Raw genomic sequence first — 24,994 nt, forward strand, 5'->3', positions numbered from 1 at the left:
CTATTTCTTGAAAAAAATAGAGCTACAAAAAATACACTATTTTTTGTAGCTCCGTTGCTTTATTAAATTACTTAGCACCTCGTTGTGCTCTACTTCATTCTTAAACACTAAAGATGTCTTTATTTTAATATAAATTATAGCTTTTGTCAATGAAAAATAATGAAAACGCAATCAAAAAGAGCACATATCGTGCTCCTTATAAATTATTCGATATGAAAGTTCTTTATCCTTGCCAATCTGCTGGATAAGTTACATAAATGAAGCGTGCCTTATCCTTAACAGAGAATTGAATATCGCTTCCCTTTGGAATAAAGATGATTTCACCTGGACCGGCACTCATCACTTCATCACCAGAGATAACATCCAAACGACCTTCGATCACGTAATCAACTTCATCATAGTCTAAATGCCAAGGGAATGTTGTCTTATCCATTGTCATCAAGCCTAAGCCAAGTCGAGGACTTTCTTCAAGAGTCAAAAGATCTCGTGTATAGACTTGATGTTCAGGATTTCCTGTGTCCAAACGATCTTCAGGACGAACATCTAAGCTAGGTAGTGAAATAGAGGCTACACCAGCTTTACTAACACGTTTAGCAGAACCTTTACCTGCCAATTCTTCTAGAAGAATTTTGCGAACTAAAGATTCAATATCTGTACGATTATAATCCATTTACCAATACCTCCGATTAGGCTTCTTTCTTAGTCAAGAAGTAGGCAAGTAATACGGCAGTAACCCCACCTACAAACTTACCAATCATCATTGGAACAATCATTTTAGGAGCTTGTCCAGCGGTAAATCCTAAGTGGTCCCCAATCACGAATGAAGCAGATACAGCAAAGGCGATATTCAAGATTTTACCACGTTTATCCATATCTTTTAACATTTGGAACATAGCAATGTTGTTTGCCAAAGAAGCAACCAAACCAGCAGCTCCAACTTCATTCATTCCCAATGATTTACCGATTGCTGAAAGCGGTTTGTTGGCTACTTTAGTAAAGACAGCAACTAAACCAAATGCACCAGCCAAGGTTACAGCGATTGAACCAACAACAACAAATGCTTCTTGAAGAGTTTCTGCACCTTTTGGATAAAGTTCAAGCAACCATTTATTACCAGTCAAGAGTTGCGCTGCACCGAATGCCAAACCTAAAGTTGCGATCACAACAATGATTTGACCGAAGATTTCAAAACCTTTAATCATGCCATTTGGAATAAGAAGCAATCCTAGGAAAATGAGGGCAGATACAATGACAATAGGGATCAAGTTGATTAACAAAGTACCAAATGACAAACCTGGAACAAGCAATCCACCAACTAAACATCCGACAGGAACAGTTACCAAACCGTACAAAATACCACGAGCCAAGAAAGGACGATCTGATTTTTCGATAATACCTAAGGCAACAGGGATCGTGAACACGATCGTTGGTCCCATCATAGAACCTAAAACGTAGGCAGCAAAATCACCAACAGCTTTATCTTGTGCTAAGCTCAAGGCTAAAGGTGCTCCACCCATATCATTCGCGATAAATGTTGTTGCAAAAATCGAAGGATCCGCACCAACCAAACCATAAAGAGGAACAATGATAGGTTTTAATAAATCAGCTAACAATGGAGCTACAACCATAATCCCAGCCATAGAAAGCGCTAGCGCTCCCATAGCCATAATTCCTTCTTCAAACTGCTCACTAAGGCCCAATTTCCCGCCGATACATTTATCAATTGCACCAACAAGCATAAAGAGAACCATAATGTAAATGATAATTTCATTTATACTCATAAATTCTTCCCTACTTTCAATAATCATCCAGTTGATATTCAACTTTATCTATGATCCCAACAATGACCATATCTACTGGAACATCCTGTCTATTCAAACTCACTCGAGCTGAACTTCCTGTAGTAACCAATACTTGATCACCTTCACCGGCACCAATACAGTCCGCAGCAATCACTAAAGCAGGATCTGTTTGATGGTCATTCAGTTGTCGCTCGACCACTAAAAACTTTAATCCATTAAGTTTTTCATCTTTTCTTGTAGCCCACAGACTCCCTTTCACTTTCCCAACAAACATCTCGCTGCTCCTTATTCTTCAATATTAATATTGTGACGTTTTAAATAATCTTTTGCAAGCGCTGTCACAATCATTCCTTTTTTAAGACGAATGCTATCATTATCAGATAGATTCATTTCAATTAATTTTTTTTCAGTTAGCAAGCCAACCTTCTCAACAGTTTTAGGTGTTGAGCTGTTTTTTGTCACATCTTGGACAGGCTTATTGTTTTCTCCACCAGTACTTTCAGTACTTTCTTCAAGGATGGATACCAATTCTTCTTTTTTATAAAATTGAACACCATATCTGATCAGTTTTTCGTACTGTTCTTGAAGATCTTGGAACAATAGTGCTTTAGAGGTCTGTTTATATTGATGGAAATCAAATGATTCATTTAAAACCAAAACTTTCTTTCCTTTTAAGAGACTCTTAATCACTACTGCCTCATCTGCTGTAAGTGGACACAATGAAGCGATCCGAAGCATTGCATCAAAACCAATTGATTCTACTAGAATGATGTCAGCACTACTTGAATTTTTTACAACTTGATAGCCTTCTCTATCCAAGATATCCGGAGTATCAAATGCTCCAATAACAAATACTGAAGACTTGTATGATTCAACCTGTAATTTATCCATTAAACGGTCTGTGATCAAATCTACGATTTTATCTAGATTTTCCATTTTTGACCTACCTCCAACAAGCACTACTAGTCTTTAATAATACGACCACGGATTCCTTTGCTAAAACCACAAGCATTGGCTTCATCGTAATCAATATGCATATAGGTTGCAAATTTTGGGCTAACACGAATCACAACATCATCAAAAATTAAAGGTCTTGCCCCTTCAACTTTTACTTTAACGATATCATGATTTTTCACACCAATTTTTTCTGCATCTTCAGGTGTCATATGAACATGGCGTTTTGCTACAATCAACCCTTTATCCAAGGAAACTGATTTATCTCCATTCACCAATACAATACCTGGAGTACCTTCAATATCACCGCTCTCACGAATAGGAGCTTTTACTCCTAATTGTAAACAGTCTGTAAGTGATACCTCTACTTGAGACTCTTTTCTAACAGGTCCCAAAATAACGACATTATGAAAAGCTCCTTTTGGACCCACTACAGTCAAACGTTCTTTTGAGGCATACTGACCAGGTTGAGATAAATCTTTCGCCTTAGTCAATTCATAACCAGTTCCGAACAAAGCATCCAATTCTTTTCGACTTAAATGCACATGTCGACCACTAGCTTCTACTTCAAAGGAGCTGTCTAGTTCATTTTGAATCCTATCAATAACTTTATCAATTAAATTTTCAAATGACATTGTTATTCTCCACATTCTATTCTAAAATAAGCCACACTAAAACTTCAATTGATTTCAATAATGTGATTAGTTTATCCGCATAAACATCTTGATTGTTAGACGATACTAAGGTCAGTTCCTTTCGGATATTGACAATTTCAAGATATAACTCATAGCAAGAAAGTTTCCAATCCTCACATTTGTAATCAACTCTTACACTTCCTTGATCCAACTGTTTAATGACTCGAATTGACTGTAAATCTTCATTTGTCCCAAAATTTGGGTTATAAAATGAGATATCCTCTTCAATATAACAGCCGACCATCTTTTCTACTATATGCAGTAGATTTCCCAATTGATCAACTTTTTCATCTAAATAAGCAAGATGGAGTTCTTTTTGGCATCTTAGAAAATACGTATATAGTTTCGTTAGCTTGAAAAGTAGTGGATACACAGCAGACTCTTCTAGAGACGAAACAGTCATATGAAATGGTTTACTAATCTCTGTTTGAGTTTTATTTGGCGAATCAGAATAAGCTACTTGAATATGGCGATCATGCAAGAAACCTCTTGCAGCTGGAGTCAATTTGTCCTCACTAGAAAGTTTTAGAACATTTTGCTCACTGACCTGACCATTTTTGATGAGCTTCCTAATTCGTGATTCAGTATAAACTGTCATGCATTCACATCCTTCTACCACAAATTAAACACAGGGATACAACGAGGTTGAGATGTAACTTCCCAACCTCGCTCAGCTATTAACATGAATGAATATTCTTTACATCAAAATGCTTATTCCTATCAAAACATTAATTGCTGATTACCTGCATGAGAAATTTTGAAAATCTACTCTTTATGAGGTAGGATTACTTCTACTTCTGAATGTGGACGTGGGATGACATGTACAGAAATCAATTCACCTACATTTTCAGCTGCTGCTGCACCTGCATCTGTTGCAGCTTTAACAGCACCTACGTCACCACGAACCATTACAGTTACCAAACCAGCTCCGACTTGTTGTTTACCAATCAATGTAACGTTTGCTGCTTTTACCATAGCATCTGCTGCTTCGATAGCACCTACTAAACCTTTTGTTTCAACCATTCCTAATGCGTTTGCGTTTGACATATTCTTTTCCTCCTATTATTGACTTAAACTTAATTATTCAGCTGATGGATGTGGTAAAATTACTTCTACTTCTGAATGTGGACGTGGGATGACATGTACAGAAATCAATTCACCTACATTTTCAGCTGCTGCTGCACCTGCATCTGTTGCAGCTTTAACAGCACCTACGTCACCACGAACCATTACAGTTACCAAACCAGCTCCGACTTGTTGTTTACCAATCAATGTAACGTTCGCTGCTTTTACCATAGCATCTGCTGCTTCGATAGCACCTACTAAACCTTTTGTTTCAACCATTCCTAATGCATTTGCGTTTGCCATTTTAATTTCCTCCAATTATGAAATAAGTAAATTATTTAGTTAATTTTGATAACACACGTTGAACAAGTAGATCGACCAATTGTTCCTCATCAACTTGTTTTTCAACTTCACAGTCAAGGCACTCTTGATTTTCAGTCTTTCTCAAATCTGCTAATTCTGCTGTACCATATGCAACACGGCGAATATTAATCAGATTTAATGGGCTGACATTATCAGAAGTAGCACTTCCACCAACAGCTCCACAACCTAAGGTAAAGGCTGGGAACAAGCCTGTTGTAGCACCAACTCCTCCAAGTGCTGCAGGAGTGTTGACCAAAAGTCTTGAAACAGGTTTTCTTAAAGCAAATTCACGAACGATGTTTTCATTTTGTGTGTGGATTGCTAAAGTATGACCTGCTCCTTCATGGTGAAGAATACGAATACTCAATTCACAGGCTTCTTCCCATGTTTTAACAGTGTAGAAACCTAGAACTGGAGCAAGTTTTTCCATTGAGTAAGGATATTGTTTACCAACACCTTCTCCATCAGCAATCAAGACACGCGCATCATCAGGAACAGAGATTCCAGCCAGTTTTGCAATGACTTGAGGAGTCTTACCTACCATTTTTGGATTCATTGCTCCACTTGGCAAAATGATGAAGTTTCCTAATTTCTTAGCATCTTCTTTTGGTACGAAGTAAGCACCTTGACGTTTGAACTCTTCGACAACCTTTTCTTTCATTTCTTCTTCGACAATGATTGATTGTTCTGAAGCACAGATCACACCATTATCGAATGTTTTTGAATCAAGAATTTGACGAACAGCTTTAGGAACATCTGCAGTTTTTTCAATAAATGCTGGTCCATTACCAGGTCCTACACCGATTGCAGGAGTTCCTGAAGAGTAGGCAGCTTTTACCATCGCATTTCCACCAGTTGCTAAAATCAGGTTAGTATCCTTATGTTTCATCAACTCATTAGTTGCTTCAATAGAAACACGTTGAATCACACTGACAGCACCTTCTGGGCACCCAGCTGAAACAGCTGCCTTTTTAATAATTTCAACTGTTTCATTAATACATTTTGCAGCATGTGGGTGTGGAGAGAAGACAATACTGTTTCCACCTTTTAATGCGATAAGCGCTTTGTACATAACTGTTGAAGTTGGATTGGTTGAAGGAATTAACCCAGCAACGACACCAACTGGAACACCTACTTCAATAACTTTATTCTCTTTATCTTCACGCAAAATACCAACTGTGCGCATATCCTTGATTTCTTCAAGGATGCCTTTTGAAGCAAGGGCATTCTTAAGAACTTTATCTTGCCACTTACCAAATCCAGTTTCTTCTGCGGCCATTTTGGCTAAACGTTCTCTTTGATCATAACAAGCTTTAGCTACAACTTTTACAATGGTATCAATTTGTTCTTGACTCATCAATGCTAGTTTTTGTTGAGCAACTTTAGCTCGTTGAATCAAATGGCGAACTTCCTGAATAGATAAAAGATCTTTATCTTCAATATACATTCAACTTCCTCCTATGATTTCAATTTCATTAAAGCTCGAATAAGTAGTTGTTTGTTCGCAAATTTAATTTCTTTCTTAGACAGATCGACTTCATCTTCCCGATAAGCAATACTTCTTAATTCAACAACTTTGAATTTTTTTAATTCTTCCTCAGAATATTTCGGCTGTCCTTCTGTTGAAAATTCCTCTTCAACCACAATATCAGAAACAATATCGGAAACAATTTCTTCAACGCTAGTTTCTTCAACTTCTGACACTAAAGGTTCTGGACTTACCTCAGTTATTTCTAATGAATCAAGATCTTTTGATTCACTTTCTTCAACAGATGAGGTAGTTTCAACTTTTGACACTTCTTTACTCTCTTCCTTACGAATTGGAATGAGGATTGAATCTGTTTGTGAGTCTAGTCGTGCAATCACATGACTATGAAGATAGTAAGGTTGATCCTGTGCAATCTCAACTGCAGCTTCTACAGCTGATCTTACTGCACTAACGTCGCCTACTAACTGAACTGTGTTCAAACCTGACTTAACAGTTTCTACATTTAATAGTGAGACATTTGCAGCTTTCAAAGCAGCATCTGCTACAACAATTGCTCCAAGAAAACCTCGCACTTCAATTAATCCAAGTGCCTTTTCTACCATGAGCATACCTCATCTTAATAATTCTGTGGATTGTCTGCAATACTAATAACAGTTCGTGCAAATGCATCACACGCAGCACGACAAGCAGATTGAGATCCAGTCAATAAACCACCAGCAAAGTTTGTTTCACTTGGTGGACCATAGAAGGCTCCAACCGTCACATCAGCAGCTTTCAAAGCCGCATCTAAACCGACCATAGCCTCAGCAGGAGGAGCAATCAAGTAAGCAATTGCTGTACCTTCTTGTGCATTAGCACCTTCTGACAAATAAGTACCCGCTCTTGAAATACAATGAGCAAAATATGGGATACTATCATCATCATTTGCGCTATAGAAGCTAGCTCCGTTTTCAATTTCATAGACCACAACATCCAAGCCACTACGAACTTCTTCTGGGTTTGGTCCAGCCAAGATACCGATTACTTCACCAGCTAGTTTAGTTGAGGCATTTCCAGCTCCAGCATACATACTGCGAGCATAAACAACTTCAACATCGGCTGCCTTTGTTGCTTCATCCAAAGCAACATAGGTTACATCATCGCAGTCAGAGGTAACAATACCCAAACTTCTGTGATGTGGTTTCAATTCCAATGATGCTGCTAACCCTGCATCTACATTAGAAATCAATAATGCACTTAATACGTTAGCGCCAAGTCTATCATTTCTCAAAATCTAAACCCCATTTCTATTTTAATTCTACACCTGACTTCTTATTATCAAGAATCTTCTTAATAATTTCAGCCACGTAAGCACCAGCTTCAACAGCTGGAGTTCCACCTTTATGGATATTTGATACTACTGTACGACGAGATTCTGGCATACCAACTGTAGGTTTATAAGCCATGTAAGCACTCATAGATTCAGCTGTTACCAAACCAGGACGTTCACCTACAAGCATACAGATAACTTCAGCACCTGTAAGTTCAGCAATTTGGTCCATTGCTGCAACACGAGCATGTTTGATGAAAAGAACTTCATTAAACTCAAGACCAAACATTTTCAAACCTTGTTTCAAAGCTGGCAAGAAATCTTTTACGTTTGCTTCAATGGCTGATGAACTCAATCCATCACCAACAACAATCTGGACTTTGGGATTTGATTTACAAGATTCTTTAATGATTTTTTGTTGATCTTCTGGGAATACACGACCATAGTCTGGACGAGTTAAGTATTCATCTTTAGTTGCCGCTTTGGTTTGAACAGGAATGAATCCCATTTCTTTAACAAAATCATCTGATACGTAAGAGAATACTGCATCTTGTGCTGCCGCATGGTCAGCACGGAAACGAAGAACTGTATCAGTCTTGTATCGGTTACCTGCTCTCCACAATCCCAAACGAGCTGGTGTGAATTTTTTAATTTTACGATAAGCTTCTTCGTTAATGGCATTCGGAATTAAAAATTGTTCCTGAATATCCACTTCTGTGATATCTGGAATTATTCCATCCTCAATGTGGCTTTCTTCTTTATCAGGTTGAACACCATTACTCACAGGAGCCTTCAAATCAGAGTTAACTGTTTGCACCTCTTTTTCAGGTTCTGTTATAGCATTCGTATCTAATTCACTTAACAAAGAACGAATCATTTCTTTTAAATCTTGTTCATTCACTGTCAGTACCTCCTCACTAATTTTGTCTCATAAAGATAGATCCATCTCCACCAATTTCAGTAAGATGTCCATCTTTCATCAATCCCATGTTTTCCATCCATTCTTCAAATTCTTTGATTGGACGTTTGTTCAAGAGATCACGCATTGTTGCAGTTTCGTGGTAACCAGTAGTTTGGTAGTTCAACATGATATCATCTCCATGAGGAATTGCCATGATGTAGTTAACGTTTGCTGCACCAAGTAGAACCAATAGATTTTCAGCATCATTTTGATCGGCTTTCATGTGGTTCGTGTAACAGATATCACAACCCATAGAAATACCAGTCAGTTTACCCATGAAGTGGTCTTCCAAACCTGCACGAATAACTTGTTTTGAATCGTACAAATATTCAGGTCCGATGAATCCAACTACAGTATTTACCAAGAATGGATCAAAGCGTTTTGCAAAACCATAACAACGTGCTTCCATTGTTACCTGGTCAGCACCATGGTGAGCATCTGAAGACAATTCAGAACCTTGACCAGTTTCAAAGTACATCACGTTTGGACCAGCTGAAGTACCAACTTTTTGAGCCGTATCTTTAGCTTCTTGAATCACTTTCGCATCAAAACCAAAGGCTTCATTCCCTTTTTCAGAACCTGCGATAGATTGGAAGACCAATCCTGTTGGAGCGCCTTGGTTCATTGCTTCAATTTGAGTTGTAACGTGAGCTAGTACACAGTGTTGTGTTGGGATCTTATACTCTTCGATAAAGTCGTTAAATTTATGAAGAACACGTTTTGTACTTTCTACAGAGTCATCAACTGGGTTCAACCCTAGAAGAGCATCCCCACATCCATAGGCAAAACCTTCCATTGTAGAAGCCATAATACCATCAGGATCATCTGTAGTGTGGTTTGGTTGCAAACGAGATGAGAAGGTTCCAGGCATACCGATAGTTGTATTAGCGCGTTTAGTGATGATGATCTTATTCGCTGCGACAATCAAGTCAAGGTTAGTCATCAACTTAGCAACGGCTGCGACCATTTCTGAAGTCAAGCCACGAGATAGCCATTGAATGTCTACATTTTGGTGTTTGTTATCCAAAATCCACTCACGGAGTTCAGAAACTGTCCAGTTCTTAATTTTTTCATAAGTTCGAAGGTTTACATCATCGATAATAATGCGTGTTACTTCGTCTTCTTCGTATGGTACAACTGGGTTGTTAAACAAATCGGAAAGTTTTAATTGTGATAAAACTACCTTAGCTGCCACACGTTCTTCAGAAGATTCAGCAGCTACGCCCGCAAGTTGGTCACCCGACTTGTATTCATTGGCTTTAGCTAGAACTTCTTTTACTGATTTGAATTCATAGACTCTTCCAAACAATTTTGTCTTTAAAATCATTTAAAGTCTCCTCCTCTAATAATTTTCTTAATTAAAAACTAATGTTTTAACGACAACCGGTAAAACCGATCCCTCTATCACTGGATTACCAATGTCTATATAGTCCCCATTTTGAACATCAACGGAATCTATACATACAAATGGATAATCCTTCGGTAAAATAGCAAATAAACATTGTCCTAAAACTTTAGCCATATCTTCTCTAACGACCACCAGTAAGGGAATATTTTTTCGAATCGTTTCACCCATTCCTTGGACGATGGCTGTAGCATATTCTTGTACTCTTACAAAACTTGGACTTTTTTCTCCATTAAGTGCTAGAGCAACCTGTTGGACCTCATTTTCCAAAGTGAACCACTCTAATTTATCACGAATGATCTTGGTTAATTTTTCGCAACTTTCTAGTTCATCGTCCTTGGCTAATTTCAAAACAGGGATGTTTCGAATCGGTAATGTTTTGGAAATATAAGTAATGGTACTTCCACTAACTTCTGTAGTATGGCTACCAGCCCCCACAACTGTTGCCCGAATAGTTTCGGCCGATTCAATGACTTTCTTTTGTTCGAAAATTTTTGATTGACGAATGGCGCGTCCAAGTATGATACCAATGTCCCCGTAAGCGAAATCATTCGCTACAGCTTCTTCAGTAATAGCATCTGCTACTCCACCAGAAAATGAAACACAATTAATTTCATAATCTAGCCTCAAACCATGATTGGTTTGTAAGAATTCATAATATGGAGCATCAACATCTAGGCCAACAGCCTTTTCTAATACACGGACCATAATTTGAATGAGTTTATTCAACTCATCCTTATTAACAATATCATTTAAGAACAATCTTAAATTCTCTTGTTTAATAATTTCTTGTAATTTTGGTGCAATGTATTGGATTTTATAGGTCGTGGGATCAATTTTGATCAAACGTCCACCAATATCTAGACATCCAGTATCTATGACATCCCCTTCGCGAAACGCTGCGAAGTTTGAAGTTCCACCTCCAATATCAATATTTACTACTGATGTATGGTGTTCCTGAGAATATTGATGAGCACAGGCACCCTTGCCTGCGATGATACTCTCAAGATCTGGTCCAGCAGTAGCAACTACGAAATCACCTGCGTAACCACTCAAGGCTTGTAAAACCTGACTAGCATTTTCTTTTCTAGCCGTTTCACCGGTAATGATCACAGCCCCCATTTGAATATTTTGCTTTTCAATTCCTGCTTTTTTATATTCTTGAATAACAAAGTCTTTAATCTTTTCAACTTCTATCAAAGATTGATGAGAAATGGGTGTAAAAATAATATCACTCTTATAAAGGACTTTTTTATCCGTTATATAAACTCGCGGAATTGTAAATACTGAAGCAATATTTTCAATGGTAAGTTCAGATAGGACTAGTTGAGTAGTTGCAGTTCCTAGGTCTAACCCAACACTCAAAATTTTATCCGACATAGGAAACCTCCAAAAAAGACGCCTAAAGAATGCACTGAAACATCGTTTCTGCATTCTTTAAGCGTCATTGCTTTTCGACTGACTTCATTGTTAGTCTTTTATTATTTACACTTTAAAAATTATCTTAACTTGTGTTCCCTCATGATTTGAAGTTGTCACAAGTCTTCCGGATAATTTGCTATCTACAAATCGTTGAACAAGGATTAAACCAAGATGCTCTTGGCCCACGGTTTCGACATTGTAACCGCTACCATTATCAATTACTTGTATACGTATTATATCATCATTTTTCGTCATTTGCAAACGAATACATTGATTTTTTTTATTTTTTTGATATTTTTTATTGGAAAAAGCATGCTCATAAGCATTTTGTAATAATTCATTAATAACCAGCGCTAATGATGATGCTCTATTATGATCTAGATAGATTTGATCACATAATTCCAATTTTAATTGAATATCAGGTCTTTCTGCAAAACAGCGTTGAAGATTAGATGAAACAATTTCAATCAGGGACTTCAGATCGATTTGCTCATGTTCTTGACTAGAAAGAAGCTCATAGGTAGCAGCAATTGAGAAAATCCGGTTAATACAATCTTCGAATGCAACCTTTGTGCCCGATTCTTTGACCTGTGCTCCTTGCAATCGCAATAAAGAAATAATGGTTTGCAGGTGATTTTTAACTCGGTGATTAATTTCTCGAGACGCTATCACACTCTCTTGGATCTCTTTGTCTTTTTCTTGAAGGTCACTGATATCCCTTATGGTAATAACCGTTTGATGATTGCGAGCATTAGGGTAACACTTCACTTGGAAATAGTGCTTCCCATACTTGACGGTTTTATTACTATCTGAAAAATGATCTTCTACTAATTCGGAAAAGATAGTTCCATCCAAGGAAAGATTGTCATAATGCATTCCTTGAACACTATCCAAATAGCCTAACTTCGTTCGATATAAGATAACAGCAGACTGATTGCAATGAAGTAGAAATCCTCCCTGATCGAAGACTAAGACTGCATCTTCTACATAATCCAATAAGGAAACTTCATCTTCTCGACTTGATTCTGAAGGAGCTTGAAATATGTAAGAATTGTCCCCCTTACAAGGCTTTAGAGAGAAGCTGGACGAAAAGCTATTTGAAAAATCACTTTCAACAATTAATGTAGCAATGACTTTTTCTCCTCTAGTAATCGGAAAAACAGTCTGTTCAATTGCAACACCTTCTTGCGATTGTCCACGAAGTCCAACAGAAGGGACCCCTGTCTGGAGAGTGCGTAGCACCCCAGGTTCATTTTCCAAAAATGCTGATTGCCCTACTACTGTCTTTTCATACAAGCTTTCTTTTGTATGAGGCTTTCTATGGAAAACGACAATTGCATGGTCAGAATAGATATTTTTGACATCAATGAAGACGTCCTTATCCATAAACTCTTTGCTAGATAAAACCGCCTCTGATTGCCGAATCAAGTAATCAATATCCGCCTCATTCAAATCCGTTTTATCTTCACAAAATTTCTTTATTTGATTATTGTACTTCATTATTTAATAACAGCAATTTTGCAATTTCAATCATTGGAACGCGTTTTTGCATACTAATGGTCCGAATCTGTTTAAAAGCTTCAGGTTCTGAAAGATTGTCTCTTGTCATCAGTAACCCTTTTGCCTTTTCTAAAATAATTCGATCGTCGAGCTTTTTACTAATTTTGATTAATTCCTTTGAAAGTAATTGCTGTTGCCGCCCTTTCTCTATACAAACTGCTATTGTAGGAATTAATGATTTTGCATCCAACGGTTTTACGAAATAGGCACTCGCACCCGTTAAACTCGCTTTTTGAACATAATGCTCATCATTAAATGCAGAGAGAATAATCACCCCGTGCGCTAATCCATCATCTAGTATTTTTTTACCTGCGGATAATCCGTCTAGTAATGGTAATTTAATATCCATGATGACTAGATCAAAAAAGTGCTTTTGGCATAGTTCGATAGCTTCAAAACCATCACTTGCTTCTGCAGCCACTTCATAATCTGACTGTTCTAAAATTTGTTTGATATCTAAGCGAATAATTGGATCATCATCACAAATTAGTATTCTGCCCTTCATGAAATCCTTCCCTCGTTTGAAATTATGTTCTTGTTACAATGGTACTTGAAAAGCCTAGTATTTCTTCTAAGCCATTTAGAACCGCATGGAGTGAAGCATCTACTGATGCAACATCTCCGGTCATGACAACCGATCCACTAAAGCGATCGACAAAACCAATCTGTACTCCTGCTGCTTTCGTAGCAATATCCACAGCAATAATAGCCGCCTCACTTGGAGTGATGGTTAATATTCCAATAGCATCTTGAAAATCAGTCTGTAATCCCAATTTTTCAAAAATGACTGGATCAGGACTCGCAATCAAATGAGCTAATGTGACTTGTTTCCCAGGAACATATTCCTGAATCATTCTTTGTTTTTCTGACATATATTACCACCTCTGGATTGGTCTTACAATAAATATAGTTCCAAATAATATGATTATACTATAATTGGTATCCGCTTTCAACTCTAAAATTTCACAAGCTTAGTTTCAAAATTGAAACTGTTTTATAATTGTGTGCTCAAACGATAGGTTTCACGTGCAATCATCAATTCTTCATTAGTTTGGACGACAAGGATCTTACAATTGGAATGAGCATCTTGGATATACAAACTGCCATTTTCATTTAGGTCTTTGTCCACAGACATTCCAAATACCTGTAATTTATCAACGACCAAGGAACGGATTAGGGCTGCATTCTCTCCAATTCCTCCAGTAAATACTAAGGCATCCAGACCATCCAGATCTACTATATAGGATGCAATCGTATGAGCTACACGATTCACAAACATCTCAATAGCTAAGGTTGCTTTTTGATTCCCTTCCGTTGCAGATTGAATCAAATCACGCATATCATTACTCAGTTCAGAAATGCCAAGAAGACCAGAAGCTTCATTCAGAAGTTTTTTAACTTCATGGATAGGCATCTTCTGTCTTTCAACCAAGTAAGGGATGATCATTGGGTCAATACTTCCACATCGTGACCCCATCATCAATCCATCAATGGGTGTGAAGCCCATACTAGTATTCACTGACTGCTGCTCTTTGATGGCACAAATACTGGCACCATTTCCTAAATGACAACTAATCATTTTTACATGTTGCTTAGGATGCTCTTCTTGTTGAAAGATCTTTTCTATCGTTTCTGCTATATAGGCGTGGCTGATACCGTGGAAACCATATTTTCGAATATGAAACTTTTCGTACAAACTATAAGGCAAAGGATAAAGGTAGTGAACCGGGTCCATGGTCTGATGGAAAGAGGTATCAAAAACAGCGACATTTTTGATGCTCGGAAAATGAGTTTTAAACGACTTGATGACAGATAGACTGATCGGATTATGACTCGGGGCCAAATCCCCTAAATCTGAAATGATCTCCTCATTTTTTTTATCTACCAATACAGATCCCTTAAAACTCTCCCCACCATGAGCCACCCGATGTCCAACTCCAACAATCTCTTCTATTGACTGAATTTCTCCACTCTCAACAAGAGTCCCTAGCAAAACTTGGACTGCAAATTCATGACTAGGAATACAAACATTTTTTTGAATCTGGTTTCTTTTGGTTTGGTATTTTATTTTACCATCTTTGAAACCGATTCGATCAAAAATCCCTTTCGCTATAACTGCTTCATCAGGCATTTCTAGTAACTGAAATTTTAAAGATGAGCTTCCTGCATTGATTGCTAATATTTTATCCGACATTTTTTCACCTTCTTAAACAAAGAAGTAGGACAGACCTGATTTCAATAGCTTCTGTCCTACTATCTATTATGTACAACTTTTCAAACAATCATGCTTGTTCTCATCAAGTTGTATATTTTTCTGTCTTTTTCCGTATTCCACGATTACATGATATTGACAAGTAAGACTGCTAAGATCGCTCCAATAGTAGGACCTACGATTGGAATCCAGGCATAAGACCAATTTGCATCCCCTTTATTTGGAATCGGCAAAATAGCATATGCTAAACGAGGACCGAAATCACGTGCTGGATTTAGGGCAAATCCTGTAGTTGAACCCAAAGATAGACCCACTGCCATGATTAATAAACCAACTAGTACAGGTGTCAAGCCAGGTGTTATTTCACCATGAGTAATCATCAGCAATGCAAAGATAAAGAAGAAAGTCGCAATAATTTCACTTAGTAAATTATAGAAAGGATTTGGAATAGCTGGACCTGTTGCAAAAATGCCCACTGAATTTCCTTCTTCCTGACTGGTTTCTTTAAAGTGTGTATGGTACATGACCGTTATAATCGCTGCACCAACAAAAGCTCCTGCTACTTGCGCAATGATGTAACCAAATACTTGATCCCAAGGGAATGATCCGCCAATAGCAAATGCAATGGTAACTGATGGATTTAAATGACCACCTGAGTTATAAAATCCTGCCGTATAAACGCCTAGAGTAACTGCTAAGCCCCAAGCAAAGACAGCTGTAAACCAACTAGGAGCAAAATTTTTAGCAATTGCCTTGTTCAAATTGAGAGATGCTCCAAGACCATTACCAAAGACTATCAGGACCATTGTCCCTAAGAATTCACCTAAATATTTTTCCATTATGATACCTCTAATGATTATCTATCGATGGCATATAACGCAATTTCTTGGTCTTGTATAGAATTTCCACCACTGACTCCAATGGAGCCCAGTAGCTGTTCTCCCTCAAAAATTGGAACCCCACCAGAAAGACTGACAATTTTATTGTCCAACATCATTTCCAATTGATATAACCATTGTCCTGGTTGAGTTAATGGTTTTAAATCTTTTGATTCCATTTTCATTCCTACAGCAGTATATGCTTTTTTATAAGCCATCTCATCACTAACTAATAACGCATTTTCCATTCTATAAGTCATGATAACGCGAGCACTTGAATCAAGAAGTGTAATGACTACATCAACTTGTAAATCTTTCGCTTTTTTCACTGCTCTTTGTACAATATCCCATGCCTTTTGATAGAGTGGATTGGAATAATTCGACTGATTTGATTCAACAGGATAACGATTCAAAATTTCTTTAAGGATCTTTAAAGTCATTTTTTCAATTTTATCCTCATTAATCGTCACTTTAACCACCTCCTGCTAATCTTGAACTAAAATGTAACATCAAAAACCGAACTTGTGTTAAAGGGGACGCCTTTGACTAAGCGAGCGGCATTTGTGCCCAATAAACGTAACTCCCGATTTCCAACACCGTCATATTGTTTAATTCTATAAACATATTTTTCTTTAGGTAAATTCCTATAATGAAGGACGATGTCCTGTTTATTGGCCGCTATGCCAACTAGTAAGGAGGATTCATGAGAAGCACGATGGGCCGTTAAAACAACGTCTTCAACTGTTTCTGCCTGAATATATTCAAACGGTATCCCTTCTTCTTCAATACCAAAACCAACTTGATCAAAAACAGTTGTTTCACTATCCTTTGGGATATAGAAAATGATCTTTGGTTTGTTAGATAATTGAATAATCATAACGGCCACCCTCTGCCTCTCTAGCATACGTCAAGATTAACCCAGTGGCTACAGCATTCCTTGGTCCTTCATTTCCTCGTACATTTCCGCGACCTGCTACGATGGCATGTTGTGACAAAGCTTCTGTCACTAGCTGTGGAATTTCAAAGTCTAATGCAGAACCACCAACGATGACTACAAAAGGAATATCCCGAATATTTTCGGTAGGACTCACCCGTTTCAGAGCACGAATCGCATTGGTGACAAATACACGCTCTTTAGCAGATTGCCGAACGAGGCGAATCTTCTCAATGGAATAGTCCTGGTTGTTCAATGGAACAAACTCTTCTTCACCTTTTACAATAACCACACGTGCAAATAAATCACTCGATAAGGGTTGATCAAAGAATTGAACAGTTCCGTCTTCATGACGAATATGGAAAAGACTCTCAACTTTAGCTAAAGGATATTTTTTGATATCTTCCGCCAAATGACGATTCTCAAGACCGAGCTCTGAGTTAATCAGCATAGTCACCATATCCCCTGCTCCTGCCAAGTGAATGGCATGGATCTCACCCTGCTTATTAATGATGGAAGCATCTGTAGAACCGGCACCCAAATCCAAAATAGCAAGTGGCGTGTCAGATCCTGGAGTCGTTAAAGCCCCTAAAATGGCCGCTTCTGCTTCAGATCCTCCTATTTCAACTGGGATGCCCAACTCATGCTCAATTTCTTTAGCTATGATAGACATTTGAAGTCTATCAGAATTAACCATAGAAGCAATACCAACCGCTTGTTCCATAGAAAATTCACCAGCCAAGCCCCCTTGAACAGAGATCGGAACAAAAGTATTCACAGCCAATAAATCTTGAATAGCTATCTGATCTTGACTTTTATCTGTCAGTTTGGCCATGGTTTGCCGTACTTTTTCAAGCATGCCACCAACGTTTGTTCCAGCTTCTCCAATTACATTTTGGATATTTTTGGCAAGGACCACCTGCTCCATGATCGCTTCAGATCCCTTAGAAACATCCACACGTAAAATTTGATTTTCACCAATAATTTGTATGGTCCCAGCTGGAATTTTGCGGGCTTTGACATCACCTTTTGGCGTTTTAATGACGACAGCTGACCGATTTCCAATCAGTGCACGCGCGATTGGCACAATGCTCTTTGTTTCATCCGGATTCAGTTCAAAAACAGTCGCAATCCCATAAGGATTAGATAACTGTGTAATGACTTTACCCTGCTCTACAACTTCTACCGCCGCTAACATGCCCAAGGGCACCTTATCAATGTATAGAATCTCATCTACGATCGGGATTTTAGATGTTAAACGATTATTGACCAAGACACCATCATCTGCTTGGAGCACAGCTCCTTGAATATTGTAACCGTTTTCAAAATAAGCATTGATCAACTTCGCTACTAAATCAAAATCAATATCCTTTGGAACAACTACAATATAAGGCTCCGTTTTCACTTGATTAATTAAGTCAAGAATATGAACCGTTTTCCCGACACCTAAACCAAGTCCGCCTGGGGTCCGAGGATTATGACCAATCATTGTGGATTCTGTAATCACAGTTTCCGTAATGGTTTCCATAGCTACGTCCCCGATAACTGGCGTTGCTTCGTTAATGCGAATCAAACTAATATCTTTTAAATCAAGTGACGTGTTAGCCATTAATTTGCGAAGAGAATCATAGATTCCATGAACATTTTCTTTCGTTCCCTTAATACCAGTCGTATCAGAAATAGCAGATGAAAGGAAGTGAAGTTTATTTTGTGCAGTATCAAATGCTGCTAACGCAGTTTCTGTTGAGGAATTCCCAATATCAACACCAATGATATATTTCACTATTTTCCTCCAATTCTATCTCGCTGCTAGTTATCGCCTTTCAATTTCTTACGACGTTCATAATGTTCAGCAGCTTCTCTAATAAATCCTGCACAAATCTTTGCTTGATATTGTGTTTCCAATTCTTCTGCAATGGATAAGAGTTCCTCTTTAGAAGAACGATAAGGACGTAAAGCATTGTAAATTTCTAGAACACGTTTATCTGGAACACGAGTCAATTCAGCAGCCCGAGAAAAGTTATATTGAATAGCTTCACGACCAGAATTTTTGGCGATTTCACCTTGTTTAATTAGAATCTCTGGTTTAATCCGTAAGTCCTGAGATGAAATTTGACCTGAAAGAATATTTTCCAATGTAACATCTTCAAATTTCTTGTTATCTCCAATTTTAATCCAGTCTGGATGCTTTTTAGCAATTGGATAATCATTAGCTGTTGCTTCGTCTTGATTGCTACTTGAAAAGCTTGGAGCACTTGTCTCAGAACGATTCATTTGTTCCAAGATTTGTTTTACTAATAATTCAACTGATTCTGCCATTGTGGACCTCCTACTTTAAATTAACACACACTCATCTGCAGGCTTACCTTTTACGACCAATTTTGTTTCTTTAATGTGAAGCAAAGCTGAGTAAGCCTGATATTTTGGACGTGCCATTTGATCATTCAAGGTAGGAACAGGATTTGGTGTTTCACCTTTTGCATATTTGGCAGCATTTTTGCCGATTAAACGATAGGTTTCAGGAGTCAAGAGTGGTGCTTGAGGGAAGAGTTCTAGATTACTCAATGGTGGTAAATCACGTTGGTGAATCACAGTTGTTCCTTTGGACTGTACACCAATAGAAATTCCAGAACCAGAAAGGTGGTCCCCTTCAACAGCCACGAAAGCCACGTCAGATGAACGATATACTTTCACAATCCGAGCTTTCAAGCCTTCTTCTTCAATTCCTGCAACTAATTGTCTCAGTACTTCAGTGTGCGGTATGTCAACCATTGTTTTAACTTGTTGTTCCCCAAAAGCTGGACCAACCGCAATAACAACTTCATCAACAGATTGACTTGGCTGAGCAACCCCAACTTTTCGAATAACTGTTCCCTCATTGACGGATGCCGTAGTTGTAGCATCTACATGATGAGTTGGTTCTACATGATCGTTCGATTCTGCTTTAACTTCTTTTAACACACTCTCGATGATCGAGCGCAACAACGTTTCATTTATTTCTGTCATCGTTATGTCCTCCTATATATCACGAGGGTCGATCGCACGTGGAATATCTTTAACCTTTTCCCATTCTTCTCCCAATAGGCGATGTCCAGTTCCGACACCAACATAATCGTTCGGAGAGTTAATAGCTGATATAACATTCCAATCTTTATCGAAAATAGCAGACGTTTGTAAAAAGTCACCTGCAGCACGTTGTTTAAACAAATTCAAGAGTTCATTGGCAATTTCTGGGAAGCCATTGTTTGCCAAAGCCTTAATAAGATCCACACCTTGAACACCACGTTCAAGGATACCTTGAGCCGCTTTGATATCTTCAACCTTATCACGGTCAGGCATATCTTTTGAACCGTGTGCATAAGTCGCCGCTTCCACTTCTTCATCTGTGATAGCAGGTAAACCTAAACCTTTAAATAGAGCTTGCATCACGCGGGCAGCTTTATTCCGTACTTTGATAACTTCTTCTTCACGAACAGGGCGCAAACCACCATCTACACGTAAGTCACGTTGCAGAACATTGTAGTCGTCAAAATCTTCAGCATCCCAGTTAGATCCAGCAAACATATTGTCATAGTTTGGAGTTGCAGAATATCCAGAGTTAATAAAATCGGTACCAGGTGCAAACTGCATCAAAGTCCGTACAGAACGACGCAAATCTGAGTGAGTAAATGTTTGGTCGTTAGAAGACGCACATTCGAGGTCCAGCATCGTCGCAATTAGGTTTTCAGCAACTACTGCACGAATACCACTTGGAACTGCTGCAGGAATACCAATACAACTAACAGATCCATTTTGTGTTCCCTGAACACCTGCTGCTTTTGTAATATATAGACAGCGAGCTTCCAAGTAAAGCATGGACTTGCCTTCTGCTTGTCCCATTTGAACTTCTGAACCAGTACCTGAAGTAAAGCGCATCTTCAATCCACGAGAAGCGTAAGCAGACGCCAAAAAGGCTTTTGACCAAGGAGTATCATCACCATCTGTAAATACATCTTCTGTACCATAAACGGAGATAGTTTCAGCATAAGCTGTGAAGCCACGCATACCAAATTCAAGTTCTGTTGCTTCTTCCAATGAACACTGAGTGAGAACTCCAGGACGACCAACTTGCGAACCAATCATAAGAGACAAGGCATTGAAAGGTGCATAACGAACAACGGCTACTGTGGTTTCTTGTTCAGCAAATCCACGCAGAGCCCCTTCTGCAGCATCCGCAGCAATCTGTACCGGATTATCATTCACGTTTGTAACGTGCGCTTGTGTTGCTGTTTGTTTCCGTGTCCGCATTTTTTGCAAACACATCATGATTTCAACAACATTCATGTGATTCACAACTTCACAAATTTTTGCAGGAGTCATTGCTTTGGTCAATCGAACAATTTCAGAACGTGGTACATTCGGAGTTAAAATTTTGTTAGCGATCTCTTTAGAATCCATTCGAACAACTTCTTCTGCATGTTTCAAATCAATTCCATAAGTAGCGATAAACTGATCGATTAAATCAAATTCTTCTCTTGATTTTCCATCTAATTCAACTACGACGCCATTTTCAATACGAATACTAGGCTTTGGATCATTAGGGCTATCCATAGCCACTAAACCTTCTTCAACCCACTCTGTTACGAATCCATCCTGATTAATTGGTCGTTTACTGAGAACTTCAAAACGTTTTGATTTTGTCATCTTTCATTCCCCCATTCTCTAAATGTAGGATGGCTGACCATTCACTGGTGTGTCACCGAGACTTCCAAGCAATTGAAGCCCGATTTCTCTTGCAGAAACGACAGCTTGTCTCACTGCTCCAGAGTCACCACTGATAAACAAAATGACCTCGTTTGAATGGCTTGTTCCACCATTACCTGGTGAAGCATAACCAACAACATCAACTGTAGCTGATTTAACTGCAGTATCCGCCATAACAACTCCGATGGCTGCAGGCGCACCTACAATGAGACCAAAGGCACGACCAACTTCAGCACCAAAAGCTGTTTCGATGGCATGGCTTGCTCTCGCAGTGTATTGCAATTCGATATGGCCTGCTTCATTGGCATAGACATCTCCAAATGTACGATTGACTTCGCCTAAAGTTACTTCTACTGCACGGCGTACATCTGATACATCTTCTCCACCAAAGATAATTAAGTTACCATGTCCTGCTCCACCTTTTGTATCACGAGGTAATTCGATGCTAACGATCTCTGTATTTGTAGCTTTTACAGCTTCATCTGCAGCCATAATATGAGGTCCAGCTCCTGTACGAGCACCTATAATACCAATAGACCGATAGTATTTTTTCAACTTCATAGCATCCAACAACTGTTGATCGACATTGGCAATCACGAGACCAATGGTATCTCCTGTTGGATTTGAACCAACAAATTCAGTAACATTACAATTATTAGCCATTTTATTACTCCTTTATGTATGATAAAAACGACTGTAATATTTTTAAAAAGCCTGTTCTACAACTTTCAACAATTCTTCAACTGTAGGAACTCTTGGATTCGTAATTGTACACTTATCCACTAAGGCCGCTTCTGCAATCTCACGCTTATTTGCATTAAAATCTTCAAGTCCTACTCCATAAGCGCTCAATGAAGTTGGATGATCTAATTTCTTCTGAAGTTTCCGAACAGCATCGACTAGTTGTCTTACACCAAGAACAGGTGTAGAAGCACTCAAGCCTAATAAACGAGCAATCTGTTGATAGCGTTCAGCAGTTTCTTTATTCAAATTACCTGTGCGAGCACCATTAGTTGTCACATTGGCATTATACTGGATAATATGTGGCATTAAGATGCTGTTGAGACGTCCATGTGGGATATGGAATTTTGCTCCTGCAGCATGGGCGATACTATGATTGATCCCCAATGAAGCTGAGTTGAAGGCCATTCCTGCCAAGGTAGAGGCCACATGCATTTTTTCACGCGCTTCTAAATCATGCCCATCTTTGTATGCACGAGGTAAGTATTCAAAAACTAATTTAATAGCTTTTTCAGCCAGAGCGTCAGAAAAATCAGTCGCTTTATTAGAAACATAAGCCTCGATTGCATGCGTCAACACATCCATACCAGTGTCAGCTGTGATATTAGCTGGTAAAGTTTCTACCAAATTCGAATCCAAAATTGCGACATCCGGTAAAATATCCCAATCGACAATCGGATACTTCTGTTCTTTCTCAGCATCGGTAATCACGGCAAAACTCGTCACTTCAGAGCCTGTTCCACTAGTCGTCGGGATAGAGATGAGTTTCACATCTTTAAAAACACCTTGTTTCTTAGCAAAGTAATACATGGCTTTAGAAGCATCGATTGCAGATCCTCCACCAACTGATAAGACAATGTCGATTGATTTTCCTTCCGTAGCTTTAATCCCTGCCACAATGACATCAATAGGCGGATCTGGAACGATATCCGTAAAGATCACAAGATCGTTACTTTCATCTAAGAATTCAAGAATGCGATCCAACTGGCCAGATTCTTTTAAAAATGGATCAGCAACAACCAATATCGATTGGTTGTGATAGTCGCCCAAGTGAGCCAAGGCACCCTTGCCGACATAAATTTGTGTTTTGTAGTATATGTTATACATTCGTTCTCCTTTCTTTCTTGAGTTTCATTATTTAACCTCCTTTACTAGATGAAACTCTTCAGAATACATAAAAAGAAGCCACATGAAATACAGCCAAACCACATAAAGTTTTGGCATATTTCATATAGCTTCGTTGCTTAAATTTGTACTCCTTTGTACTTTACAAAGAGTATACCATAAAAACGTTTTCAACGCAAAAGAAAAAGCATATATTTTTATATTTTTTAAGCATAATACTTGCGGTTTCTTCCAGATCGTGATATTATGTAGTTACTAGAAATGATTTTGGTACTTTTAAGGGTATGGAAGTTTGGTGAAAATCCAACACGGTCCCGCCACTGTGATAAGCTTTGCTTTAAGTCAGGTCTTTATTCTTAAATTTTAGTAGATTTCACGCCTCGATGTAAGGTGGTGATGTCAGTTAGGAAATACACCAAAATAGTGCTTTCCCCTATTGACTCTACGTTTAAGTACGTATCATTTTCTAAGGATGGTTTTTCCATCATCTGCGATGAAGCAGAGTCAATATTTGGAGAGCTATTGTTAACCAACGATGCTTAACACGAAGTTTGTACACTGATGTACATATGGCTTTCGAATGTGAACCTTGCCTTTCCCTCTGGGGAGGTAAGGTTTTTTATTTTCTCCTAAAGGATGCTCTATTCCAAAACTTTAGTCTCGGTATCAATAGAAAAGCACTACCCTAATTTTAGTTTGGGTAGTGCTTTTTCTATTAGCTATTATTCTTCTGTGCCCAACGCTCCACATCTGCTTTTGTAATATTGTGGAACACCTTTGCTCCTCTTTCATAAGGAATATCTTGGCAGTGTTTACGATAGTTAATGACACGTGCAAGCGCAAAGAAATAATCAGATAAACGGTTGATAAAAATCAAGACTTGGTTATTGATTTCATTCGTCCACATGGTTGCTACCACAAGGCGCTCCGCACGCCGAGCAATGGTTCTTGCCACATGAATCATTGAAGCAATTTCATCACCACCAGGTAAAATAAATCTTTCCAGAGCTGGTGGAATATCCGCATAAGTATCAATTCGTTCTTCAATCCATTTAACGAGGCTTTCATCTACTTTATATGGGTATACACCATGAGGAGTAGACAAATCAGAACCACAATCAAACAGATAATTCTGTAACTGATACAATTCGTCTCTCAATTCATCATCTGGATCCATTTTACTAATTGTATAACCGACCCAAGTGTTTAATTCATCTACGGTACCATAAGCATTGACACGATCTGAATCTTTTGCAACGCTTTGGCCACCTACTAATTTTGTAAGACCTTTATCTCCAGTCTTTGTATATAGTTGCATATTTTCCTCCTTTATAAC

The 24,994-nt window shown here is 38.4% G+C and carries 28 protein-coding genes and 1 riboswitch; all 28 genes read right to left on the reverse strand.

Annotated elements, in window-relative coordinates; genetic code table 11:
* Positions 1–223: 223 nt before the first annotated feature.
* The 28 genes from QM968_RS01800 to QM968_RS01935 all read right to left on the reverse strand — a co-directional run bounded on the left by QM968_RS01800 (position 224) and on the right by QM968_RS01935 (position 24,976).
* Positions 224–670: a cupin domain-containing protein gene (locus QM968_RS01800; protein WP_003006908.1), complete on the reverse strand. Its 447-nt coding sequence runs from the start codon at positions 668–670 to the stop codon at positions 224–226.
* A gap of 16 nt (positions 671–686) precedes the next feature.
* Positions 687–1,781, reverse strand: coding sequence for an ethanolamine utilization protein EutH (locus QM968_RS01805; RefSeq protein ID WP_414381752.1), 1,095 nt, complete (start codon positions 1,779–1,781; stop codon positions 687–689).
* A gap of 16 nt (positions 1,782–1,797) precedes the next feature.
* Positions 1,798–2,076, reverse strand: a complete 279-nt coding sequence (locus QM968_RS01810) for a EutN/CcmL family microcompartment protein (protein WP_006596194.1) — start codon at positions 2,074–2,076, stop codon at positions 1,798–1,800.
* An 11-nt stretch (positions 2,077–2,087) separates the two neighbouring features.
* Positions 2,088–2,738, reverse strand: a complete 651-nt coding sequence (locus tag QM968_RS01815; protein ID WP_414381755.1) for an ethanolamine utilization protein — start codon at positions 2,736–2,738, stop codon at positions 2,088–2,090.
* Between the two features lie 26 nt (positions 2,739–2,764).
* Positions 2,765–3,391: an ethanolamine utilization phosphate acetyltransferase EutD gene (eutD, locus tag QM968_RS01820; RefSeq protein ID WP_006597204.1), complete on the reverse strand. Its 627-nt coding sequence runs from the start codon at positions 3,389–3,391 to the stop codon at positions 2,765–2,767.
* A gap of 16 nt (positions 3,392–3,407) precedes the next feature.
* Complete coding sequence (locus QM968_RS01825) at positions 3,408–4,049, reverse strand: hypothetical protein (RefSeq protein WP_414381758.1); 642 nt, start codon at positions 4,047–4,049, stop codon at positions 3,408–3,410.
* Positions 4,050–4,216: 167 nt separating this feature from the next.
* Positions 4,217–4,498: a BMC domain-containing protein gene (locus tag QM968_RS01830; RefSeq protein WP_006596190.1), complete on the reverse strand. Its 282-nt coding sequence runs from the start codon at positions 4,496–4,498 to the stop codon at positions 4,217–4,219.
* 33 nt (positions 4,499–4,531) lie between these two features.
* Positions 4,532–4,819, reverse strand: coding sequence for a BMC domain-containing protein (locus tag QM968_RS01835; RefSeq protein WP_195487148.1), 288 nt, complete (start codon positions 4,817–4,819; stop codon positions 4,532–4,534).
* Between the two features lie 31 nt (positions 4,820–4,850).
* Positions 4,851–6,326: an acetaldehyde dehydrogenase (acetylating) gene (locus QM968_RS01840; protein WP_414381761.1), complete on the reverse strand. Its 1,476-nt coding sequence runs from the start codon at positions 6,324–6,326 to the stop codon at positions 4,851–4,853.
* Positions 6,327–6,337: 11 nt separating this feature from the next.
* Complete coding sequence (locus QM968_RS01845) at positions 6,338–6,970, reverse strand: BMC domain-containing protein (RefSeq protein WP_414381764.1); 633 nt, start codon at positions 6,968–6,970, stop codon at positions 6,338–6,340.
* A 14-nt stretch (positions 6,971–6,984) separates the two neighbouring features.
* Positions 6,985–7,638, reverse strand: a complete 654-nt coding sequence (gene eutL, locus QM968_RS01850) for an ethanolamine utilization microcompartment protein EutL (protein WP_009730856.1) — start codon at positions 7,636–7,638, stop codon at positions 6,985–6,987.
* Positions 7,639–7,654: 16 nt separating this feature from the next.
* On the reverse strand, positions 7,655–8,578 hold the full coding sequence (eutC, locus tag QM968_RS01855) for an ethanolamine ammonia-lyase subunit EutC (RefSeq protein WP_414381767.1): 924 nt from the start codon (positions 8,576–8,578) through the stop codon (positions 7,655–7,657).
* Between the two features lie 16 nt (positions 8,579–8,594).
* Positions 8,595–9,965 (reverse strand): ethanolamine ammonia-lyase subunit EutB, encoded by a 1,371-nt coding sequence (locus QM968_RS01860; RefSeq protein ID WP_414381769.1) that lies wholly within the window; start codon positions 9,963–9,965, stop codon positions 8,595–8,597.
* 27 nt (positions 9,966–9,992) lie between these two features.
* Entirely contained in the window at positions 9,993–11,423 is a 1,431-nt protein-coding gene (gene eutA, locus QM968_RS01865) for an ethanolamine ammonia-lyase reactivating factor EutA (RefSeq protein ID WP_414381772.1), read from the reverse strand.
* A gap of 105 nt (positions 11,424–11,528) precedes the next feature.
* Positions 11,529–12,965: a histidine kinase N-terminal domain-containing protein gene (locus QM968_RS01870; protein ID WP_414381775.1), complete on the reverse strand. Its 1,437-nt coding sequence runs from the start codon at positions 12,963–12,965 to the stop codon at positions 11,529–11,531.
* Positions 12,952–13,530 carry an ANTAR domain-containing response regulator gene (locus QM968_RS01875; protein ID WP_414381778.1) on the reverse strand — a complete coding sequence of 193 codons (579 nt, stop codon included), beginning with the start codon at positions 13,528–13,530 and terminating at the stop codon, positions 12,952–12,954. Before QM968_RS01875 ends, QM968_RS01870 begins: the two co-directional genes overlap by 14 nt.
* 22 nt (positions 13,531–13,552) lie before the next feature.
* Complete coding sequence (locus QM968_RS01880) at positions 13,553–13,897, reverse strand: BMC domain-containing protein (RefSeq protein WP_006596180.1); 345 nt, start codon at positions 13,895–13,897, stop codon at positions 13,553–13,555.
* Positions 13,898–14,019: 122 nt separating this feature from the next.
* Positions 14,020–15,219 (reverse strand): acetate/propionate family kinase, encoded by a 1,200-nt coding sequence (locus QM968_RS01885; protein WP_414381781.1) that lies wholly within the window; start codon positions 15,217–15,219, stop codon positions 14,020–14,022.
* Between the two features lie 143 nt (positions 15,220–15,362).
* A complete protein-coding gene (locus QM968_RS01890; RefSeq protein ID WP_006596178.1) occupies positions 15,363–16,076 on the reverse strand; it encodes an MIP/aquaporin family protein in 714 nt (237 codons plus the stop codon).
* A gap of 17 nt (positions 16,077–16,093) precedes the next feature.
* On the reverse strand, positions 16,094–16,585 hold the full coding sequence (locus tag QM968_RS01895) for a GlcG/HbpS family heme-binding protein (protein ID WP_414381785.1): 492 nt from the start codon (positions 16,583–16,585) through the stop codon (positions 16,094–16,096).
* 26 nt (positions 16,586–16,611) lie between these two features.
* Positions 16,612–16,992: a glycerol dehydratase reactivase beta/small subunit family protein gene (locus QM968_RS01900; RefSeq protein ID WP_414381787.1), complete on the reverse strand. Its 381-nt coding sequence runs from the start codon at positions 16,990–16,992 to the stop codon at positions 16,612–16,614.
* Positions 16,973–18,832, reverse strand: coding sequence for a diol dehydratase reactivase subunit alpha (locus tag QM968_RS01905; protein ID WP_414381790.1), 1,860 nt, complete (start codon positions 18,830–18,832; stop codon positions 16,973–16,975). The genes QM968_RS01900 and QM968_RS01905 overlap by 20 nt, the downstream gene beginning before the upstream one ends.
* A gap of 26 nt (positions 18,833–18,858) precedes the next feature.
* Positions 18,859–19,368, reverse strand: a complete 510-nt coding sequence (locus QM968_RS01910; protein ID WP_006596174.1) for a diol dehydratase small subunit — start codon at positions 19,366–19,368, stop codon at positions 18,859–18,861.
* A 15-nt stretch (positions 19,369–19,383) separates the two neighbouring features.
* A complete protein-coding gene (locus QM968_RS01915) occupies positions 19,384–20,055 on the reverse strand; it encodes a propanediol/glycerol family dehydratase medium subunit (protein ID WP_009730845.1) in 672 nt (223 codons plus the stop codon).
* A 12-nt stretch (positions 20,056–20,067) separates the two neighbouring features.
* Positions 20,068–21,732 (reverse strand): propanediol/glycerol family dehydratase large subunit, encoded by a 1,665-nt coding sequence (locus QM968_RS01920; protein ID WP_414381794.1) that lies wholly within the window; start codon positions 21,730–21,732, stop codon positions 20,068–20,070.
* A gap of 18 nt (positions 21,733–21,750) precedes the next feature.
* Positions 21,751–22,455: a propanediol utilization microcompartment protein PduB gene (gene pduB / locus QM968_RS01925; RefSeq protein ID WP_009730843.1), complete on the reverse strand. Its 705-nt coding sequence runs from the start codon at positions 22,453–22,455 to the stop codon at positions 21,751–21,753.
* A gap of 42 nt (positions 22,456–22,497) precedes the next feature.
* Positions 22,498–23,640, reverse strand: a complete 1,143-nt coding sequence (locus tag QM968_RS01930; RefSeq protein ID WP_414381797.1) for a 1-propanol dehydrogenase PduQ — start codon at positions 23,638–23,640, stop codon at positions 22,498–22,500.
* A gap of 277 nt (positions 23,641–23,917) precedes the next feature.
* A riboswitch (adenosylcobalamin (AdoCbl) riboswitch) is annotated at positions 23,918–24,063 on the forward strand.
* A gap of 310 nt (positions 24,064–24,373) precedes the next feature.
* Positions 24,374–24,976, reverse strand: coding sequence for a cob(I)yrinic acid a,c-diamide adenosyltransferase (locus tag QM968_RS01935; RefSeq protein WP_009730841.1), 603 nt, complete (start codon positions 24,974–24,976; stop codon positions 24,374–24,376).
* Positions 24,977–24,994: the final 18 nt, after the last annotated feature.

The organism is Streptococcus sp. OMI870, assembly GCF_047460295.1.
Lineage (GTDB): Bacteria > Bacillota > Bacilli > Lactobacillales > Streptococcaceae > Streptococcus.

Excerpts from the sequence above, each read along its gene's own strand:
- QM968_RS01800 (WP_003006908.1), bottom strand. The coding sequence starts at position 670 with ATGGATTATAATCGTACAGATATTGAATCTTTAGTTCGCAAAATTCTT.
- pduB (WP_009730843.1), bottom strand. The coding sequence starts at position 22,455 with ATGGCTAATAATTGTAATGTTACTGAATTTGTTGGTTCAAATCCAACA.
- QM968_RS01900 (WP_414381787.1), bottom strand. The coding sequence starts at position 16,992 with ATGATTATTCAATTATCTAACAAACCAAAGATCATTTTCTATATCCCA.
- QM968_RS01825 (WP_414381758.1), bottom strand. The coding sequence starts at position 4,049 with ATGACAGTTTATACTGAATCACGAATTAGGAAGCTCATCAAAAATGGT.
- QM968_RS01910 (WP_006596174.1), bottom strand. The coding sequence starts at position 19,368 with ATGGCAGAATCAGTTGAATTATTAGTAAAACAAATCTTGGAACAAATG.
- QM968_RS01885 (WP_414381781.1), bottom strand. The coding sequence starts at position 15,219 with ATGTCGGATAAAATATTAGCAATCAATGCAGGAAGCTCATCTTTAAAA.
- QM968_RS01815 (WP_414381755.1), bottom strand. The coding sequence starts at position 2,738 with ATGGAAAATCTAGATAAAATCGTAGATTTGATCACAGACCGTTTAATG.
- QM968_RS01875 (WP_414381778.1), bottom strand. The coding sequence starts at position 13,530 with ATGAAGGGCAGAATACTAATTTGTGATGATGATCCAATTATTCGCTTA.
- QM968_RS01810 (WP_006596194.1), bottom strand. The coding sequence starts at position 2,076 with ATGTTTGTTGGGAAAGTGAAAGGGAGTCTGTGGGCTACAAGAAAAGAT.
- QM968_RS01830 (WP_006596190.1), bottom strand. The coding sequence starts at position 4,498 with ATGTCAAACGCAAACGCATTAGGAATGGTTGAAACAAAAGGTTTAGTA.
- QM968_RS01920 (WP_414381794.1), bottom strand. The coding sequence starts at position 21,732 with ATGACAAAATCAAAACGTTTTGAAGTTCTCAGTAAACGACCAATTAAT.
- eutA (WP_414381772.1), bottom strand. The coding sequence starts at position 11,423 with ATGTCGGATAAAATTTTGAGTGTTGGGTTAGACCTAGGAACTGCAACT.
- QM968_RS01880 (WP_006596180.1), bottom strand. The coding sequence starts at position 13,897 with ATGTCAGAAAAACAAAGAATGATTCAGGAATATGTTCCTGGGAAACAA.
- QM968_RS01840 (WP_414381761.1), bottom strand. The coding sequence starts at position 6,326 with ATGTATATTGAAGATAAAGATCTTTTATCTATTCAGGAAGTTCGCCAT.
- QM968_RS01845 (WP_414381764.1), bottom strand. The coding sequence starts at position 6,970 with ATGGTAGAAAAGGCACTTGGATTAATTGAAGTGCGAGGTTTTCTTGGA.
- QM968_RS01870 (WP_414381775.1), bottom strand. The coding sequence starts at position 12,965 with ATGAAGTACAATAATCAAATAAAGAAATTTTGTGAAGATAAAACGGAT.
- QM968_RS01890 (WP_006596178.1), bottom strand. The coding sequence starts at position 16,076 with ATGGAAAAATATTTAGGTGAATTCTTAGGGACAATGGTCCTGATAGTC.
- QM968_RS01860 (WP_414381769.1), bottom strand. The coding sequence starts at position 9,965 with ATGATTTTAAAGACAAAATTGTTTGGAAGAGTCTATGAATTCAAATCA.
- eutD (WP_006597204.1), bottom strand. The coding sequence starts at position 3,391 with ATGTCATTTGAAAATTTAATTGATAAAGTTATTGATAGGATTCAAAAT.
- QM968_RS01835 (WP_195487148.1), bottom strand. The coding sequence starts at position 4,819 with ATGGCAAACGCAAATGCATTAGGAATGGTTGAAACAAAAGGTTTAGTA.
- QM968_RS01935 (WP_009730841.1), bottom strand. The coding sequence starts at position 24,976 with ATGCAACTATATACAAAGACTGGAGATAAAGGTCTTACAAAATTAGTA.
- QM968_RS01930 (WP_414381797.1), bottom strand. The coding sequence starts at position 23,640 with ATGTATAACATATACTACAAAACACAAATTTATGTCGGCAAGGGTGCC.
- QM968_RS01915 (WP_009730845.1), bottom strand. The coding sequence starts at position 20,055 with ATGACAGAAATAAATGAAACGTTGTTGCGCTCGATCATCGAGAGTGTG.
- QM968_RS01805 (WP_414381752.1), bottom strand. The coding sequence starts at position 1,781 with ATGAGTATAAATGAAATTATCATTTACATTATGGTTCTCTTTATGCTT.